At 66.7% G+C, this 13,964-nt stretch carries 14 protein-coding genes and 1 pseudogene; 4 read left to right on the top strand and 11 right to left on the bottom strand.

What is annotated here, in order from left to right; translation table 11 throughout:
• Positions 1–261 precede the first annotated feature (261 nt).
• From rplI to rpsF, 4 genes are read right to left on the bottom strand one after another with little or no spacing between them, the layout of a single operon-like run.
• On the bottom strand, positions 262–711 hold the full coding sequence (gene rplI, locus FB468_RS11055; protein WP_141887391.1) for a 50S ribosomal protein L9: 450 nt from the start codon (positions 709–711) through the stop codon (positions 262–264).
• A 12-nt stretch (positions 712–723) separates the two neighbouring features.
• Positions 724–984: a 30S ribosomal protein S18 gene (gene rpsR / locus FB468_RS11060; RefSeq protein ID WP_121074847.1), complete on the bottom strand. Its 261-nt coding sequence runs from the start codon at positions 982–984 to the stop codon at positions 724–726.
• Between the two features lie 53 nt (positions 985–1,037).
• Positions 1,038–1,577 carry a single-stranded DNA-binding protein gene (gene ssb, locus FB468_RS11065; RefSeq protein WP_141887392.1) on the bottom strand — a complete coding sequence of 180 codons (540 nt, stop codon included), beginning with the start codon at positions 1,575–1,577 and terminating at the stop codon, positions 1,038–1,040.
• A 3-nt stretch (positions 1,578–1,580) separates the two neighbouring features.
• Entirely contained in the window at positions 1,581–1,943 is a 363-nt protein-coding gene (gene rpsF / locus FB468_RS11070) for a 30S ribosomal protein S6 (RefSeq protein WP_141887393.1), read from the bottom strand.
• Between the two features lie 143 nt (positions 1,944–2,086).
• On the opposite strand from rpsF, the gene FB468_RS11075 reads away from it, so the two are divergent.
• Positions 2,087–3,307 (top strand): glycosyltransferase, encoded by a 1,221-nt coding sequence (locus tag FB468_RS11075; RefSeq protein ID WP_141887394.1) that lies wholly within the window; start codon positions 2,087–2,089, stop codon positions 3,305–3,307.
• Positions 3,308–3,717: 410 nt separating this feature from the next.
• On the opposite strand, the gene FB468_RS11080 is transcribed toward FB468_RS11075, so the two are convergent.
• From FB468_RS11080 to FB468_RS11090, 3 genes are all read right to left on the bottom strand, one after another.
• Complete coding sequence (locus FB468_RS11080) at positions 3,718–4,785, bottom strand: inositol-3-phosphate synthase (protein ID WP_119285423.1); 1,068 nt, start codon at positions 4,783–4,785, stop codon at positions 3,718–3,720.
• An 84-nt stretch (positions 4,786–4,869) separates the two neighbouring features.
• On the bottom strand, positions 4,870–5,676 hold the full coding sequence (locus FB468_RS11085) for a PIG-L family deacetylase (protein ID WP_141887395.1): 807 nt from the start codon (positions 5,674–5,676) through the stop codon (positions 4,870–4,872).
• Between the two features lie 10 nt (positions 5,677–5,686).
• Positions 5,687–7,138 carry a CCA tRNA nucleotidyltransferase gene (locus tag FB468_RS11090; protein ID WP_141887396.1) on the bottom strand — a complete coding sequence of 484 codons (1,452 nt, stop codon included), beginning with the start codon at positions 7,136–7,138 and terminating at the stop codon, positions 5,687–5,689.
• Positions 7,139–7,181: 43 nt separating this feature from the next.
• Here FB468_RS11090 and FB468_RS11095 point away from each other — a divergent pair, with 43 nt between their 5' ends.
• The 3 genes and pseudogenes from FB468_RS11095 to trxA form a co-directional block, all read left to right on the top strand.
• Positions 7,182–9,440, top strand: coding sequence for a DUF6049 family protein (locus FB468_RS11095; RefSeq protein WP_141887397.1), 2,259 nt, complete (start codon positions 7,182–7,184; stop codon positions 9,438–9,440).
• A gap of 59 nt (positions 9,441–9,499) precedes the next feature.
• The gene (trxB, locus tag FB468_RS11100; protein ID WP_141887398.1) at positions 9,500–10,453 is read left to right on the top strand and encodes a thioredoxin-disulfide reductase; all 954 of its coding nucleotides are present in this window, start codon (positions 9,500–9,502) and stop codon (positions 10,451–10,453) included.
• A gap of 2 nt (positions 10,454–10,455) precedes the next feature.
• Positions 10,456–10,806 (top strand): annotated as a pseudogene (trxA, locus tag FB468_RS11105) (thioredoxin); the annotation flags it as partial.
• 67 nt (positions 10,807–10,873) lie between these two features.
• On the opposite strand, the gene FB468_RS11110 reads toward trxA, so the two are convergent.
• From FB468_RS11110 to rsmG, 4 genes are all read right to left on the bottom strand, one after another.
• Entirely contained in the window at positions 10,874–11,323 is a 450-nt protein-coding gene (locus FB468_RS11110) for an SRPBCC family protein (RefSeq protein ID WP_141887400.1), read from the bottom strand.
• A gap of 96 nt (positions 11,324–11,419) precedes the next feature.
• Complete coding sequence (locus FB468_RS11115; protein ID WP_141887401.1) at positions 11,420–12,403, bottom strand: ParB/RepB/Spo0J family partition protein; 984 nt, start codon at positions 12,401–12,403, stop codon at positions 11,420–11,422.
• Entirely contained in the window at positions 12,400–13,302 is a 903-nt protein-coding gene (locus FB468_RS11120; protein WP_141887402.1) for a ParA family protein, read from the bottom strand. The genes FB468_RS11115 and FB468_RS11120 overlap by 4 nt, the downstream gene beginning before the upstream one ends.
• Positions 13,295–13,894 (bottom strand): 16S rRNA (guanine(527)-N(7))-methyltransferase RsmG, encoded by a 600-nt coding sequence (gene rsmG / locus FB468_RS11125; RefSeq protein WP_141888273.1) that lies wholly within the window; start codon positions 13,892–13,894, stop codon positions 13,295–13,297. The genes FB468_RS11120 and rsmG overlap by 8 nt, the downstream gene beginning before the upstream one ends.
• Positions 13,895–13,964 lie beyond the last annotated feature (70 nt).

Raw genomic sequence — 13,964 nt, forward strand, 5'->3', positions numbered from 1 at the left:
CCCCCTGTTCATCGGCCATTCAGTATCCGCGCAGCGCCTGAGCGCCCACGTGGCGCACTGAATGCACACACCACTGACAAACGCCCAGGGGAGCGTCAAACACGCGCTGAGGGGGCCTGTGGAGAAGCCCCTCCAAAGCGGCCGAGGGGCGGTCGCAGTGAGACTGATTCCGGCCCCACGCAGCCTGTGGAGAGCCCCGGAAACGCAAAAAGGCGGGGCCGGCTCTCGAAAGAACCAGCCCCGCCCTACAGCGGTACTCGCTTAGCGCAGCGTGATGACCTGCAGCGTGACCTCTGCGTCGACACCTTCGTGGAGGTGAATCGTCGCGGGGTACTCGCCGGTCGACTTGATCGACGGCAGCGAGATCTTGCGCTTGTCAACCTCGCCGAGGCCAGCCTCGGAGACGGCAGCTGCAACAGCAGCCGGCTTGATCGCGCCGAAGAGACGCCCGCCAACCCCAGCCTTGGAGTGAAGACGGATCTTGTTGGCCTCGAGCGAAGCCTTGAGTGCCTGTGCGTCCTCGACCGAAGCGAGAGCGCGTGCCTCGCGAGCAGCCTGGAGCTGTGCGACCTGAGCCGCGCCACCGCGGGTCCAGTGCACCGCGTAGCCCTGCGGAACGAGGTAGTTACGTGCGTAGCCGTTCTTGACCTCTACGACGTCGCCTGCAGAACCGAGGCCACGGACCTCGTGCGTGAGAATTACTTTCGCCATGATGCTCTCTCCTTAGCGGCCGGAACCGGCGTAGGGGAGGAGAGCCATCTCGCGGGCATTCTTCACTGCCTTCGCGATCAAACGCTGCTCCTGAACGGACACGCCGGTGATACGGCGGGCGCGGATCTTTCCACGCTCTGAAATGAACTTGCGAAGCGTCTGGACGTCCTTGTAATCAATGACGCCAACGGTCTGCTTCTTCGCGGGTGCTGCCGCCTTCGCGTTCTTGCCGCGAGCCGGCTTGCGGCCTGCGCCGCTTGACTTGCCTGCCATGTTGGTCTCTTTTCCTAAAGCGCCCCGGTTACGACCGGGACAAAATTGCTGTCTTAGAAGGGCTGCTCGTCATCGAAGCCGCCACCGAAATCGGAGGAAGCATTCGATGCGGGTCCGCCCTGGCCCGAGTTGGTCCAGGGGTTGTCCTGCTGCTGCGGCTGTGCCCAGCCCGACTGGCCCTGGGGCTGACCGCCACCAGCGCCACCGAAGCCGCCAACCTGCCCGCGTGCTGCGCCGCGCGTCACCTGTGCGGTGGCGAAGCGGAGCGACGGCCCAACCTCTTCGACCTCAAGGTCGAGTGAGGTGCGCTGCTGGCCCTGGTTGTCGGTGTAGCTGCGCTGGGTCAGACGACCCTGCACAATAACTCGCATGCCCTTCGTGAGCGACGCCGCGATGTTATCGGCGTACTCACCGTAAGCGCGGCAGCCAAGCCACAGCGCTTCGCCGTCCGACCAGTCGCCGGACTGACGATCGCGCACGCGCGGGGTCGAGGCGATACGGAAGGTCACCCACGACTTACCGGCCTGGCTCACGCGAGGCTCGGGATCGGCAACAAGGTTGCCGACGACAGTGATCAGCGGCTCTCCGGCCATGAGTTATGCACTCGCCTTCGCAGCAGCGCGAGCTGCCTTGGCCTGGTCACGCTTCGACTGCGCTGCGCGCTGAGCGATGAGCTCATCTGCACGGAGCACCTTCGTGCGGAGGACAGCCTCGGAGATACCCAGCTGACGATCAAGCTCGGCAGTTGCCTCGGGGGTCGCGGTGAAGTTCACCACGACGTAGATGCCCTCGGCGTTCTTGTTGATCTCGTAAGCAAGACGGCGCTTGCCCCAGATGTCGACGTTCTCGATCTCGCCATTCGCGTTGGTAATGACGGAGAGGAACTTCTCCATGCTGGGAGCCACGGTGCGCTCGTCGATACCGGGATCGAGGATCACCATGAGTTCGTAAGGATGCATTACTGACCCACCTCCTTCGGACTTCACGGCCACAGGATTTCTGTGGCAGGAGGGTGTTTTTGCATCGTGCCCGGGCGCCAAACAGAGTGTTCGACGCACAGACAACCTAAGTAGCCTACCATCTTCAGCCCTAGAGTGGAGCCATGAGAATCGCGCTGGTCTCGTTGCACACCTCACCGTCGGCTATTCCCGGCTCTGGCGACGCCGGCGGCATGAACGTCGTGGTGGCAGAGGCGGCCCATGCGCTGAGCGATCGCGGGCACGAGGTGATCGTCGCAACGAGGGCAAACACGGAGGTCGCGGCGGGGGAGCAGTCGCTGCGCCGTCCACAGGTGAGCGGTGAGGGCCGGCAGGGCGATCCTGCTGGATCGTCGCCCCGCCTGATCGCGCTCGCTGCCGGCGATCCCGCGCTCGCGAAGGGTGACCTGCCCGCGATCGTTCCCGAGTTCGCGCGCGGGCTGCGGGAGCTGGGGCCATTCGACGCCGTCCACGCGCACTACTGGTTGAGCGGCCTCGCGGCGGTGGGGGCGTTCGGTGGCGAGGGATCCGGTATCGCGACCACGTTCCACACCCTCGCCGCGCAGAAGAACTCCCGCCTGGCCCCGGGTGACCGGCCCGAACCGGAGGTGCGGGTGTTGGCGGAGCAGTCGCTCGCCGAGACGACCTTCGTCGTCGCGGGGAGCCGCAGCGAGCTCGCGGGCGTCGAGGAGTTCTGCGGGCACCCGCGGGTCGGAAGCGCCGTCGTGCACCCCGGCGTTGACACGCGCCTCTTTGTTCCCCGCCCCGCTCCTCGGCAGTTTCTGCGCGTCACCGTGCTCGGCCGGGTGCAGCCGCTTAAGGGGCAGGATCTCGCGGTGCGGGCGGCCGTGGAGCTTGCCGCGCAGGATCCTGACCTGTTTGCGCGCACCGAATGGGTGATCGCGGGGGAGCCAACCCCCGGCGCCGAGGGGTTCGCGGCCGGGCTCCGCGAGCTCGCAGAGGCGGCCGGGGTTTCCGACCGCGTGCGGTTCCTCCCCGCGCAGTCACGTGCGCAAGCGGCCGCGCTGCTCGCGTCGAGTGACCTCGTGCTCGTGCCGTCGCACTCGGAGACCTTCGGTCTCACGGCGCTTGAGGCGGGCGCGAGCGGGATTCCCGTGATCGCAGCTGGGCATACGGGGCTTGTGGAAGCTGTTCCTGAGGGGGTCGCTGGGCTGCACATGCCCGATCGCGATCCCGCGGCGTGGGCTCGGGCGATCGCGGAGCTGCTGCGCGACGAACCGCGCAGGCTGAGGCTTGGCGAGTCCGCCCGCCGGCACGCGGAGCAGCACGACTGGGCTGCTCACGCCGCCGCGCTCGAGCGCATCTACGAGGGCCTCATTCGCTGACGCGCGTCTCCGGCTCGGGCTGCCACTTCTGCCCGACAATTCCCACCGAGCACCCCTCAAATTCTCGGGCGGCCCCCAAACTCACCATGAATTTGAGGGCCGCCCGAGAATTTGGGGTGCGGAAGTGCGGGTTGCGCGGGCTGGGGAGCGGATTGCGCGAGAGCTGCCCGGGTGGCGGAGCGGCTCACGGCTATCCAGAACCTTCTACTTCGGCTCCCGGGCTGCGCCGTTCACACTCCCACTCCCACTCCCACTCCCACTCAAATTCACGCGTGACCCCCAAATCACGCGGGAATTTGGGAGCGAACCGAATAATTGGGGTGGAGGGGCGAGGGGGCGGCGGCCAGCGCAGCCCGCAGAAACACCAATGCCCACGGAGTCGTGTCCGGGGGCATTGTGAGCGTGTGGCGCTAGGCTCCTGCGATAAACGCCTCGAGCTCCGCGCGCGCCTCCTCGTCAGGCTTCTGCACGGGCGGCGACTTCATGAAGTACGCCGACGCAGCCTCAACGGGTCCGCCGTGGCCGCGGTCGAGCGCGACCTTCGCGGTGCGGATCGCGTCGATCATCGTGCCTGCCGAGTTCGGGGAGTCCCACACCTCAAGCTTGTACTCGAGCATCATCGGGACGTCGCCGAAACCACGGCCCTCAAGACGCACGAACGCGAACTTGCGGTCTTCAAGCCACGGCACGTGATCGCTCGGGCCGACGTGGACGTCTTCAGCCGGGAGATCCGCCGAGATGTTCGACGTGACTGCCTGAGTCTTCGAGATCTTCTTCGAGTGCAGGCGGCTGCGCTCAAGCATGTTCTTGAAGTCCATGTTGCCGCCGACGTTGAGCTGGTAGGTGTGGTCGAGCGCGATGCCACGGCTCTCCAGCAGCCGGGCGAGCACGCGGTGCGTGATCGTCGCGCCGACCTGGCTCTTGATGTCGTCGCCGACAATAGGGAGGCCCGCCTCGGTGAACTTGGCGGCCCACTCGGGGTCGCTCGCCACGAAGACCGGGATCGCGTTGACGAATGCGACGCCTGCCTCAAGCGCGGCCTGCGCGTAGAACTTCACGGCCTCCTCGCTGCCGACGGGCAGGTAGCAGGCGAGCACCTCGGCGCCCGAGTCGCGCAGCGCCTGAGCGACGTCGACCGGAGTGGCCGTCGACTCAACGACCTCATCGCGGTAGTACATGCCGAGTCCGTCGTACGTTGGCGCGCGAAGCACCTCCAGGCCGATATGCGGCACGTCCGAGAACTTGATGGTGTTGTTGCGCCCGGCCCAGATCGCCTCGGATAGGTCCTTTCCGACCTTTTCGGCGTCAACATCGAACGCCGCGACGAACTCGAGGTCCGACACGTGGTACCCGCCAAGGCGGACGTGCATGAGGCCGGGGACCTCCGCGTCATCCGCGGCGTCGCGATAGTACTCGACTCCCTGCACGAGCGAGCTCACGCAGTTTCCAATTCCCGCGAGGGCGACCTTCACACTCATCGAAACCCCATATTTCTCTCTTCGGCGGGCAATAGGCCCAACCGTCTACTGTAATCGCCCAGGCTGGGCGTTGCTTCGAAGCTGTTAGCTTGCCGGGCGGAGGCGAAACGATTCGACCGCCGAAATCGGCTGCCGCTGCCCGCCGACGTGCACGATGTCGTCGCCGTCAACCGTGAGCTGCGTGGCATACGCGCGCAGCGCCACAACCTTGCGGCCGAGCCACGGCGTAACATCGTGCGATTCGACGATCTCAACGATCTCAACGGAATCGTCGGAGCCACCAGCATCAACAGCATCACCAGCGGCACCCGGCTCACCCACAATCTCCCAGAACGGCAGGTCAAGCGCGACCGCCACCGCGCGGGCGATGCGATGCGCATGCACGTGATCCGGGTGCCCGTACCCACCGCCATCGTCGTAGCTCACAATCGCGCCGGCGCCCGCCTCATTCGCTGCGGCGAACAGGTCGTTGAGCGACTCGACCGCGGGCACGACGGTGAGCGCATCAGCGCCCGCGTCGGGGCTCGGGCCCGCGAGGCCGTCAGCCTGCCACTCCATTCCAGAGTCCTCGTAAATGGTTGGCGGGAGCCCCTCGGCACGCGCCGGCTCGACCCCGAGGAAGGCGTGGCGCTCGACCCCGAGCATCGCCAGCGCCGCCGCAAGCTCGGCCTGCCTGTGCGGGGCGAGCCCGTCAGTTCCGGCGAGGTGGGAGAGGGGGCCCGACACGACCTCACCCTGTTCCCCGCGAGTGAGGGTCACCACGAGCGGTTCGCGGCCCGCTTCCGACAGCGCCGCGAGGGTGCCGCCAGTCGTAATCGTCTCGTCGTCGGGGTGCGCGTGCACAAACATCACGCGCGTCGCGCCCGAAAACCAGCTTGCTGCATCTGTCATCACAGTAGGCCTAACTCTCCGTGCCGGCTGTCTGTTCCCGGTACCACGCAAGAAGTCGCTCGGTCGCGGCCTCCTCACCGATCAGGCCCTCGTCGAGCCTGACCTCGAGGAGGTACGCATAGGCGCGACCGACGAGCGGCCCGGGCGGGATGTCGAGCAGCCGCATGATCGCTGCGCCATCAAGTTCGGGGCGCACCGCAGCAAGTTCTTCCTGCTCCGCGAGCTCGGCGATGCGGCGCTCAATGTCGTCGTACGCGTGCTCGAGGCGTTCGGCCTTGCGCCGGTTCCGCGTCGTGACGTCTGCCCGCGTGAGAACGTGCAGTTGCTCGAGCTCGCCGCCCGCATCCCTGACGTACCTGCGCACCGCTGAATCCGTCCAATGCTGGTCGCTGTACCCGAAGAACCGCAGGTGCAGCTCAACGAGCCGCGCGACGCGCTTCACCGTGGTGTTGTCGAAGCGGAGCTCACGCAGCCGCTTCTTCGTGAGCTTTGCCCCAACCATGTCGTGGTGGTGGAAGGTCACTCCGCCGCCCTCGAAGCGCCGAGTCGCGGGCTTACCGATGTCATGCAGCAGCGCGGCGAGGCGGAGCACAAGGTCAGGGGTGAACTCCGCGGGGTCGCCGGTGTAGCGCGAGGTCTCGAGCTCGATGGCCTGGCGCAGCACGGTGAGGCTGTGCTCGTAGACATCCTTGTGCCTGCCGTGATCGTCTTGGGTGGTGACGAGCGCGACGACCTCGGGGAGGAAGCGCTCAGCCAGCCCGGTGTCGACGAGCAGCCGGATCCCAGGGATCGGGTCAGCGGTAAGCAGCAGCTTCGTCAGCTCGTCACGGATCCGCTCCGCCGAGATGATGTCGAGCCTGTCGGCGAACCGCACCATGGCGGCCTCGGTCGCCTCCTCAACCTCAAACCCCAGCTGCGACGCGAAGCGCGCCGCCCGCAGCATACGCAGCGGGTCGTCGGTGAAGGAGACCTCGGGGGAGTCGGGCGTGACAATCCGCCCCGCAATGAGGTCTTCAACGCCGCCCGACACGTCAACGAGCCTGAGTTCGGGAAGCATCAGCGCGAGGGCGTTGATGGTGAAGTCGCGGCGCACGAGGTCGCCGTCGATCGTGTCGCCGAACTGCACCTCAGGCTTGCGTGAATCGTCACGGTAGGTGTCGGCCCGGTACGTCGTGATCTCGACCTGCTCGCCGTCAATCTGTGCGGCAATCGTCCCAAAGTCGCGCCCAACGTCCCAGATGTTCTTGGTCAGCGCCTCGAGGACGGCGCGGGTCTCATCCGGCCGAGCCGAGGTCGTGAAGTCGAGGTCAGTGACCGAGCGGCCGAGCATTGCGTCGCGAACGGGGCCGCCGACGAGCGCGAATTCGTGCCCGGCGTCAGCAAACGCCGCCGCCAGGGTCGCCACCGGTTTGGACTCCGCGATTCGCCGGAGCTCGATCATCGATTCTGCAAGAGAAAGCACCCACTCAGGGTACCGGTGCCCAGACATCTCTACACTTACACACATGCGAGTACTCCGGCGACCGAGAGCATTGGCGGCAGCTTTGATCGTGAGCGCGCTCGTCTCTGCGGGCGCTCTCCCGCTCGTCTCGGGCGCGAATGCGCACGCCACGCAGACGCCTGCCGCGAGCGGGGATGAGGCCGAGGCCGCGGAGGAGACGCTCGAGCTATTCGTCGCTCCCGACGCCGCGGTCACCACCGACGACGCGACCGAGCTCAAGTTCTCCGTGCTGCTGCGGAACTCGGGCGAGCTCAGCGCGCCAGAGGGCTCGGTCGAACTCGCGATCGGCGAGCGGCTCACGGGTACGAGCGCGACACCGCGCGCGGAGGATCTCGCCGTCGACCCAGCCGCGGATCCCACCGGGGATCCCACCGACGCGTCAGCGCCACCGGCGCGCACGGTCATCGCGACCGCAAGCGTCGACGCGGTTTCGAGCGGAAAGTCGCAGCACGTCACGGTCACGGTGCCCATCAAGGATGCCGGGCTCACCTCGAGCGCGCACGGCGTCTATCCGATCTACGCGACGTACCGCGCGAGTGACGCCGATGCGGCATCGAGCCTCACTGCGTTCAGCCCGCTCGTGTGGGGCGGCCCGGCGGAGGCGTCGGCAACGGTGGACCTCACCTCGATCGTTCCGCTCACCCTGTCGACCAAGATCCTCTCGCTTCCGACCCGCGCGCAGCTCGGCCAGGAGGCTGGCCGGCTCACGGCCCTCATGGACTACGCCGTGCAAACGCAGTCGATCGTCGCGATCGACCCTCGGTTCGTCGTCGCGGTTCGCGGGTACGGTCTCGAGGCGCCGCAGGCGGCACGCGATCTCCTCGCCAGGCTTGAGTCGGCGACGATCCCGACGTTCCTCCTCCAGTTTGGGGATGCCGACCCGGCCGCGCAGGCCGCGCTTGGCGCGAGCGAGCTACTGCAGCCGGCGGGCTTCGAGTTCGTCACCCGCTTCGGCGCGTGGGAGCAGCCAGATCCGGCAGCGCCAGGGGAGGGCGACGCCGCTGAGGCCGCTGATCCGGCGCATCCCGCGAGCGCGAAGAGCACCGCGAGCTCGCAACCGGCGGATCCGGCTGATCCGCCGGAGCCCACGGAACCGCCCGACGCCGCCGAACCCGCTGAGCCGACAGAACCAACCGAACCAACCGATCCCGCCAACGGCGAGGTCCCGCCGCCCTCCGACGAACAGCTCACGGAGTGGCAGCACGGGGTAGCCGCGGCCTGGCCCGCCCCCGGCCAGGTGGGGCCGCGCACGCTCAGTCTGCTGCGCGCCGCCGAGCTCGACACGACGGTGCTCCGCTCCGACAACGTGTCGCTCTCCGGCGGGCCCCGCGCGTCACTGGGCGACGCGAGCGCGATCATCACCGACGCCGAGCTCGATGCCGGCGTGCAACTCGCTCTTTCCGGCGCAAGCGAGACCGAGCGGGCGCTCGGAGGCGCGCAGGCCGCCGCGCGCCTCGCGCTCACCGCGGGGTCAGACACCAAGGGCCTCGTTCTCGGTGTCGATCGCGGAGGATCGACCGACGCCGAGCATCCCGAGCAGGTCTTGAGCGAACTGACGACGCAGCGCTGGATCAAGCCGATCGCGCTCGGCGCACAGCAGGAGGGAACGGCGCAGCTAGCCGCGGCGCTGCCCGATGAGGATCGCCTTGAGCTGCTCGACGCCGCAACCGAGAACGAGGCGACCGTGCTCGAAGCCCGCGCAACGCTCGTGAACCCCGAGTACCTCGACGGCTACCAGCGCCTCCGCCTCCTCACGCTGTTCGCGACGCGGAACGCCGCGCCCGACGCTGACTTCTCGGCAACAGCCAAGCAGTTCGCAAAGCGCGACCGCGAGCTGCACGACGGCGTGCGGCTCGTTGGCACGAAGCGCGCGCAGCTCGTCGGCGGGTCAACCAAGATCCCGATCCAGCTGCGCAATTCGCTCCCGTTCGACGCGGTCGTGACCCTCGAGGTCGCCCCGACCTCGGCGGCGCTGCGAGTGCCAGAGCGCACCTTCCCCGAGATCGTGCTCCCGGAGGATTCGAGCGAGCGTGTGCTCGTTCCGACGACGAGCCGCGTTTCCTCGGGAGACTCGGCGCTGCTGCTCTCGATCACGAGCATCGACGGCGAGTACACCGCCTCGTCAGGCAAGCTCGAGATCACCATCTCGAGCGCCGTCGAGACCGTCGCGATCGCGGTCCTCGCCTCAGCCGCGGCTCTCCTCATCGGCTTCGGAATCTGGCGAAGCGTGCGACGTCGTCGGACACACAGCCCCCGGGAATAGCGCGGCTTTAGGATGGGTTGTACCGCCTATCGGCCATCCGGCAAAGCATAAGGAGAATCATGCGCGAGGTCATCATCATCGGCTCGGGCCCTGCGGGCTTCACCGCCGCAATTTACGCCGCACGAGCTGAGCTCTCGCCGCTGCTGTTTGCGAGCCAGGTCAGCATGGGCGGCGAGCTCATGAACACCACCGACGTCGAAAACTTCCCCGGGTTCCCCGAGGGCATCCAGGGGCCTGACCTCATGCAGAAGATGCAGGAGCAGGCTGAGCGGTTCGGCACGGAGGTCGTCTACGACGACATCACCGACGTCGACTTCTCAGGCGAGATCAAGCGCGTCACCGACACGACCGGCACCGTCCACGAGGCGCGCTCGGTCATCTTCGCGACGGGCTCGGCGTACCGCAAGCTCGGCGTTGAGGGCGAGGAGCGACTTTCGGGCCACGGCGTTTCGTGGTGCGCGACCTGCGACGGCTTCTTCTTCCGCGACAAGACGATCGCGGTTGTTGGCGGCGGCGACTCCGCGATGGAGGAGGCGACCTTCCTCACCCGGTTCGCGAAGAAGGTTTACGTCATCCACCGCCGCGACTCGCTCAAGGCGTCGAAGATCATGCAGCAGCGCGCCTTCGACAACGAGAAGATCGAGTTCATCTGGAACTCCGAGGTTGCCGAGATTCACGGCGAGGCCGCTGCAGATCGCCTGACCCTCCGCAACACCGTTGACGGCTCCACAAGCGAGCTCGCCATCGAGGGCCTCTTCGTCGCGGTTGGCAACGACCCGCGCACGCACCTCGTGCACGGCAAGCTCGACATCACGGAGGACGGAACCATCGCTGTTGAGGGCCGCTCGTCGCTCACCTCCGCTCCGGGCGTCTTCGCCGCTGGCGATGTGATCGACCCGAGTTACCGCCAGGCGGTCACGGCAGCCGCGTCGGGCACCGTCGCCGCGCTTGACGCCGAGCGCTACCTCGCCGCGGTTGAGGACGCGCTCGTCGCCGCCCCGGCCGCAGGCTAACGCGTAATCAGCAGAACAGGAGCACAATCATGAATGAGCCAATCAACGTAGACGAGCAGACCTTCGAGAAGGTCGTTCTACAGAGCGAGATTCCCGTTCTCGTCGATTTCTGGGCCGCCTGGTGCGGGCCGTGCCGCGCCGTAGCCCCTGTGCTCGCGGAAATCGCGCAGGAGCAGGAGGGCAAGATCTTGATCGCGAAGCTCAACGTCGATGAGAACCCCACGCTCGCGGCGCAGTACCGCATCACGTCCATCCCCGCCATGAAGGTATTCCAGGGCGGCAAGGAAGTCCACGAGATCATCGGCGCCATGCCGAAGCAGATGATCGAGAACGAGCTCACCGGAATTATCTAACCCCGGGTTCACGCACGAGGCCCCGAACCGCATCAGCGGGTCGGGGCCTCGTGCGTATGAGCGAGGATCAGGCGTCGCCCTCGGCAAGCGCGGCGAGCCTGTCGAGCGACGCGCGGAGCGTCTCCGGCGTATTCGCGCGGGCGCGCTCAAACCGGGCCGGGTCAGTGAGTTCGCTCCAGTCGTAGCTGTGCCGCACGAACGTGCCTCCCGTCGTCGGCTCGAGCTCCCACCGCCACAGGTGGCCCGGCGCCGGTTCGCCAACGGGGGAGGGCCGCCACGCGATGCGTCTGCCCTCGGTGAACTCAACGATGTGATTCTCGCGGACCCGGTCGCCGACGTTCGTCATCACGAACACGTCGCCAACCGCGCGCACGCGCTGGCCCGGGGCAGCGCTCGAGAGGTTATTGTTGCCGTCCCACCTCGGCTGCTGCGATGGGTCCGCAATGAGCTCAAACAGCTCGCCCGCAGGAACCGCGATAAACCTGGTTGCCGAAATGCTGCGCTCGGTGTCTTCCATTGCCCCAGTCAAACATTGCTGCCTGCATAGAAGCTCAGCGTCGCGTCACCGACTACGGCCAGGCCAGGTTCAGGTCTGGTTCGGGCTGTATTGGGGTCAGTTGAAGCCGGGATCACCGAGCTCGTCGAGGATCCGCTTGAGGTCGGCAATCGTCGCGAACTCGATAGCGATCTGGCCCTTCTTCGCCCCGAGCTTGACGGAAACTCGGGTGTCGAAGCGATCGCCAAGCCGGTCTGCGATCTCGCTGAGCTGCGCCTGCACACCGCCGGGGCGGGCCTTCGGGGTCCGCTGCTTCGGCGCCTCGCTCGCAATCGCCTCTGCCGCCCGGACAGACAGGCCCTCGTTCACGATGCGATCCGACAGCGACTGCATCGCCTGGACGTTCCCGTCGAGCGCGAGGATCGCGCGGGCGTGCCCCGCGGTAAGCACGCCGGCCGCGACGCGAGTCTGCACGGGCTCCGGCAACTTGAGGAGGCGGATCGTGTTCGAAATCTGCGGGCGCGAGCGGCCAATGCGCTCGGCAAGCTGCTCCTGCGTGATGCCGAAGTCTGCCAGGAGCTGCTGGTACGCGGACGCCTCTTCGAGCGGGTTAAGCTGCGCACGGTGCAGGTTCTCGAGGAGTGCATCACGGAGCATGTGCTCGTCAGCGGTGGAGCGCACGATCGCCGGGATCGTGTCGCGGCCCGCGCGCTTAGAGGCGCGCAGACGGCGCTCGCCCATGATGAGCTCGTAGTGCGGCCCCGACTTCGGCTTGGGGGTGATCTCGCGAACAACGATGGGCTGGAACACACCGAACTCACGCACCGAGTGAGTGAGCTCGTCGAGCGCCTCCTCATCGAACTCGGTTCGCGGCTGAGACTTGTTCGGGACGATGTCGCTCACGTTCAGCGAGCGCAATTCGGCGCCAGGAACTGTCACAAGATCCTCATCCTTCTGCTCCGCTACAGCGTTCGCTGCCGCGGCCGCCGCCGCTCCGGCAGCAGGGAAGAAGACATCGACGGGTCGCTCCCCGTCTGACGGCGACTGTGGGATGAGCGCGCCGATGCCACGGCCAAGACCGCTACGCTTCTTCGTTGTCATCCCTGATCTCCCTCGTCTGTGTTCGTCGTTGGCGCGCCGCGCTCGGCGACCTCGGCCGCGGCCTCAAGATAGGCAAGCGCTCCGATCGAGCTGCTGTCGTACTCGTGGACCGTCTGGCCGTAGCTTGGCGCCTCCGAAATACGCACCGAACGAGGAATCACAGCGTCGAGAACCTCGGCGGGGAAGTGCTGACGCACCTCGTTCGCGACCTCCTGAGCGAGGTTGGTGCGCGCGTCGTACATGGTGAGCAGAATCGTCGATACCCGCAGCCCCGGGTTGAGGTGCTTCTGGATGAGCTGAATATTGCCAAGGAGCTGGCTCAGACCCTCAAGCGCGTAGTACTCGCACTGGATCGGGATGAGTACCTCACCGCCGGCAACGAAAGCGTTGACGGTGAGCAGCCCGAGCGATGGTGGGCAGTCGATGAAGACGTAGTGGTACGGCCTGTCCGAGTTCTTGAGGAACGCGTCGAGCGCGGTGCGCAGCCGCTGCTCACGAGCGACGAGTGAGACGAGTTCGATCTCGGCACCGGCGAGGTTGATCGTCGACGGGACACACATGAGGTTTTCGTGGTCGCTCGAAACCTGAATGGCTTCCTCAACCGAGGCGTCGCCGAGGAGCACCTCGTACACGCTCGTGATTTCGGGGCGGTGCGGCACTCCGAGTGCCGTCGACGCATTGCCCTGCGGGTCAAGGTCGATGACGAGCACGTTGGCGCCGCGCCTGGCAAGCGCCGAGGCGAGGTTCACCGTCGTCGTCGTCTTGCCGACGCCCCCCTTCTGGTTCGAAACCGTGATGATTCGGGTCTCTTCGGGCAGGGGAGAGGGCGTATTCGCGAGCCGCTTGCGGCGCTTGATCTTGTCCTCGAGGTGGTCGGCGACGAGTGGTTTCTCAGCCATGAATACCTACTTTAGCGCGGAACACGCGGGTGCTCTCGGAAAGCAGGTCTGCGCCGAGTTCGATCACCTCAATATCGCGAACCTTGTGCTTCTTCAGCGTCTTCTGCGCGGCCTCGATCTCGGCATCGATCGAGGTGCCCTTGAGGAAGAGGAGTTCACCGCCCTCACGGAGCAGCGGCACGGTGAGGGGCACGAGCTTCTTCAGGGCAGTGACGGCTCGCGCCGTGATCTGGTCCGCCTCAAATGCGCCGTGGAACTCCTCGGCCCTGCCGCGCTTCACGTGGGTGTTCGTGAGGCCGAGGCGCTCGATCTGCTCATTGAGCCAGAGGCAGCGGCGCTCCATCGGCTCGACAAGGAAGAACTCAACATCCGGGCGCAGGATGCCGAGCACCAGCCCGGGCATCCCGCCTCCTGTGCCGATGTCGGCGACGCGACCGCCCTCGCGGAGCAGGGGAGCGAGTACCGCGCTGTTCAGCAGGTGCCGAGTCCACAGGCGGGGGAGCTCGAGTGGCCCGATCAGGCCGAGCTCCTCACCGCGTGCGGCGAGATCCGTCGCGAACTCCCGCAGGGAGTCGATGCGGTCGCCCGCCATCACCGCCGCGGCGGCCGGCTCGAGTTCGAGCGTGGCCTCCTGGCCTCGATCTTCCTGTTTCACGTGAAAC

Origin of the sequence: Leucobacter komagatae, assembly GCF_006716085.1 — a bacterium.
Classification (GTDB): Bacteria; Actinomycetota; Actinomycetes; order Actinomycetales; family Microbacteriaceae; genus Leucobacter; species Leucobacter komagatae.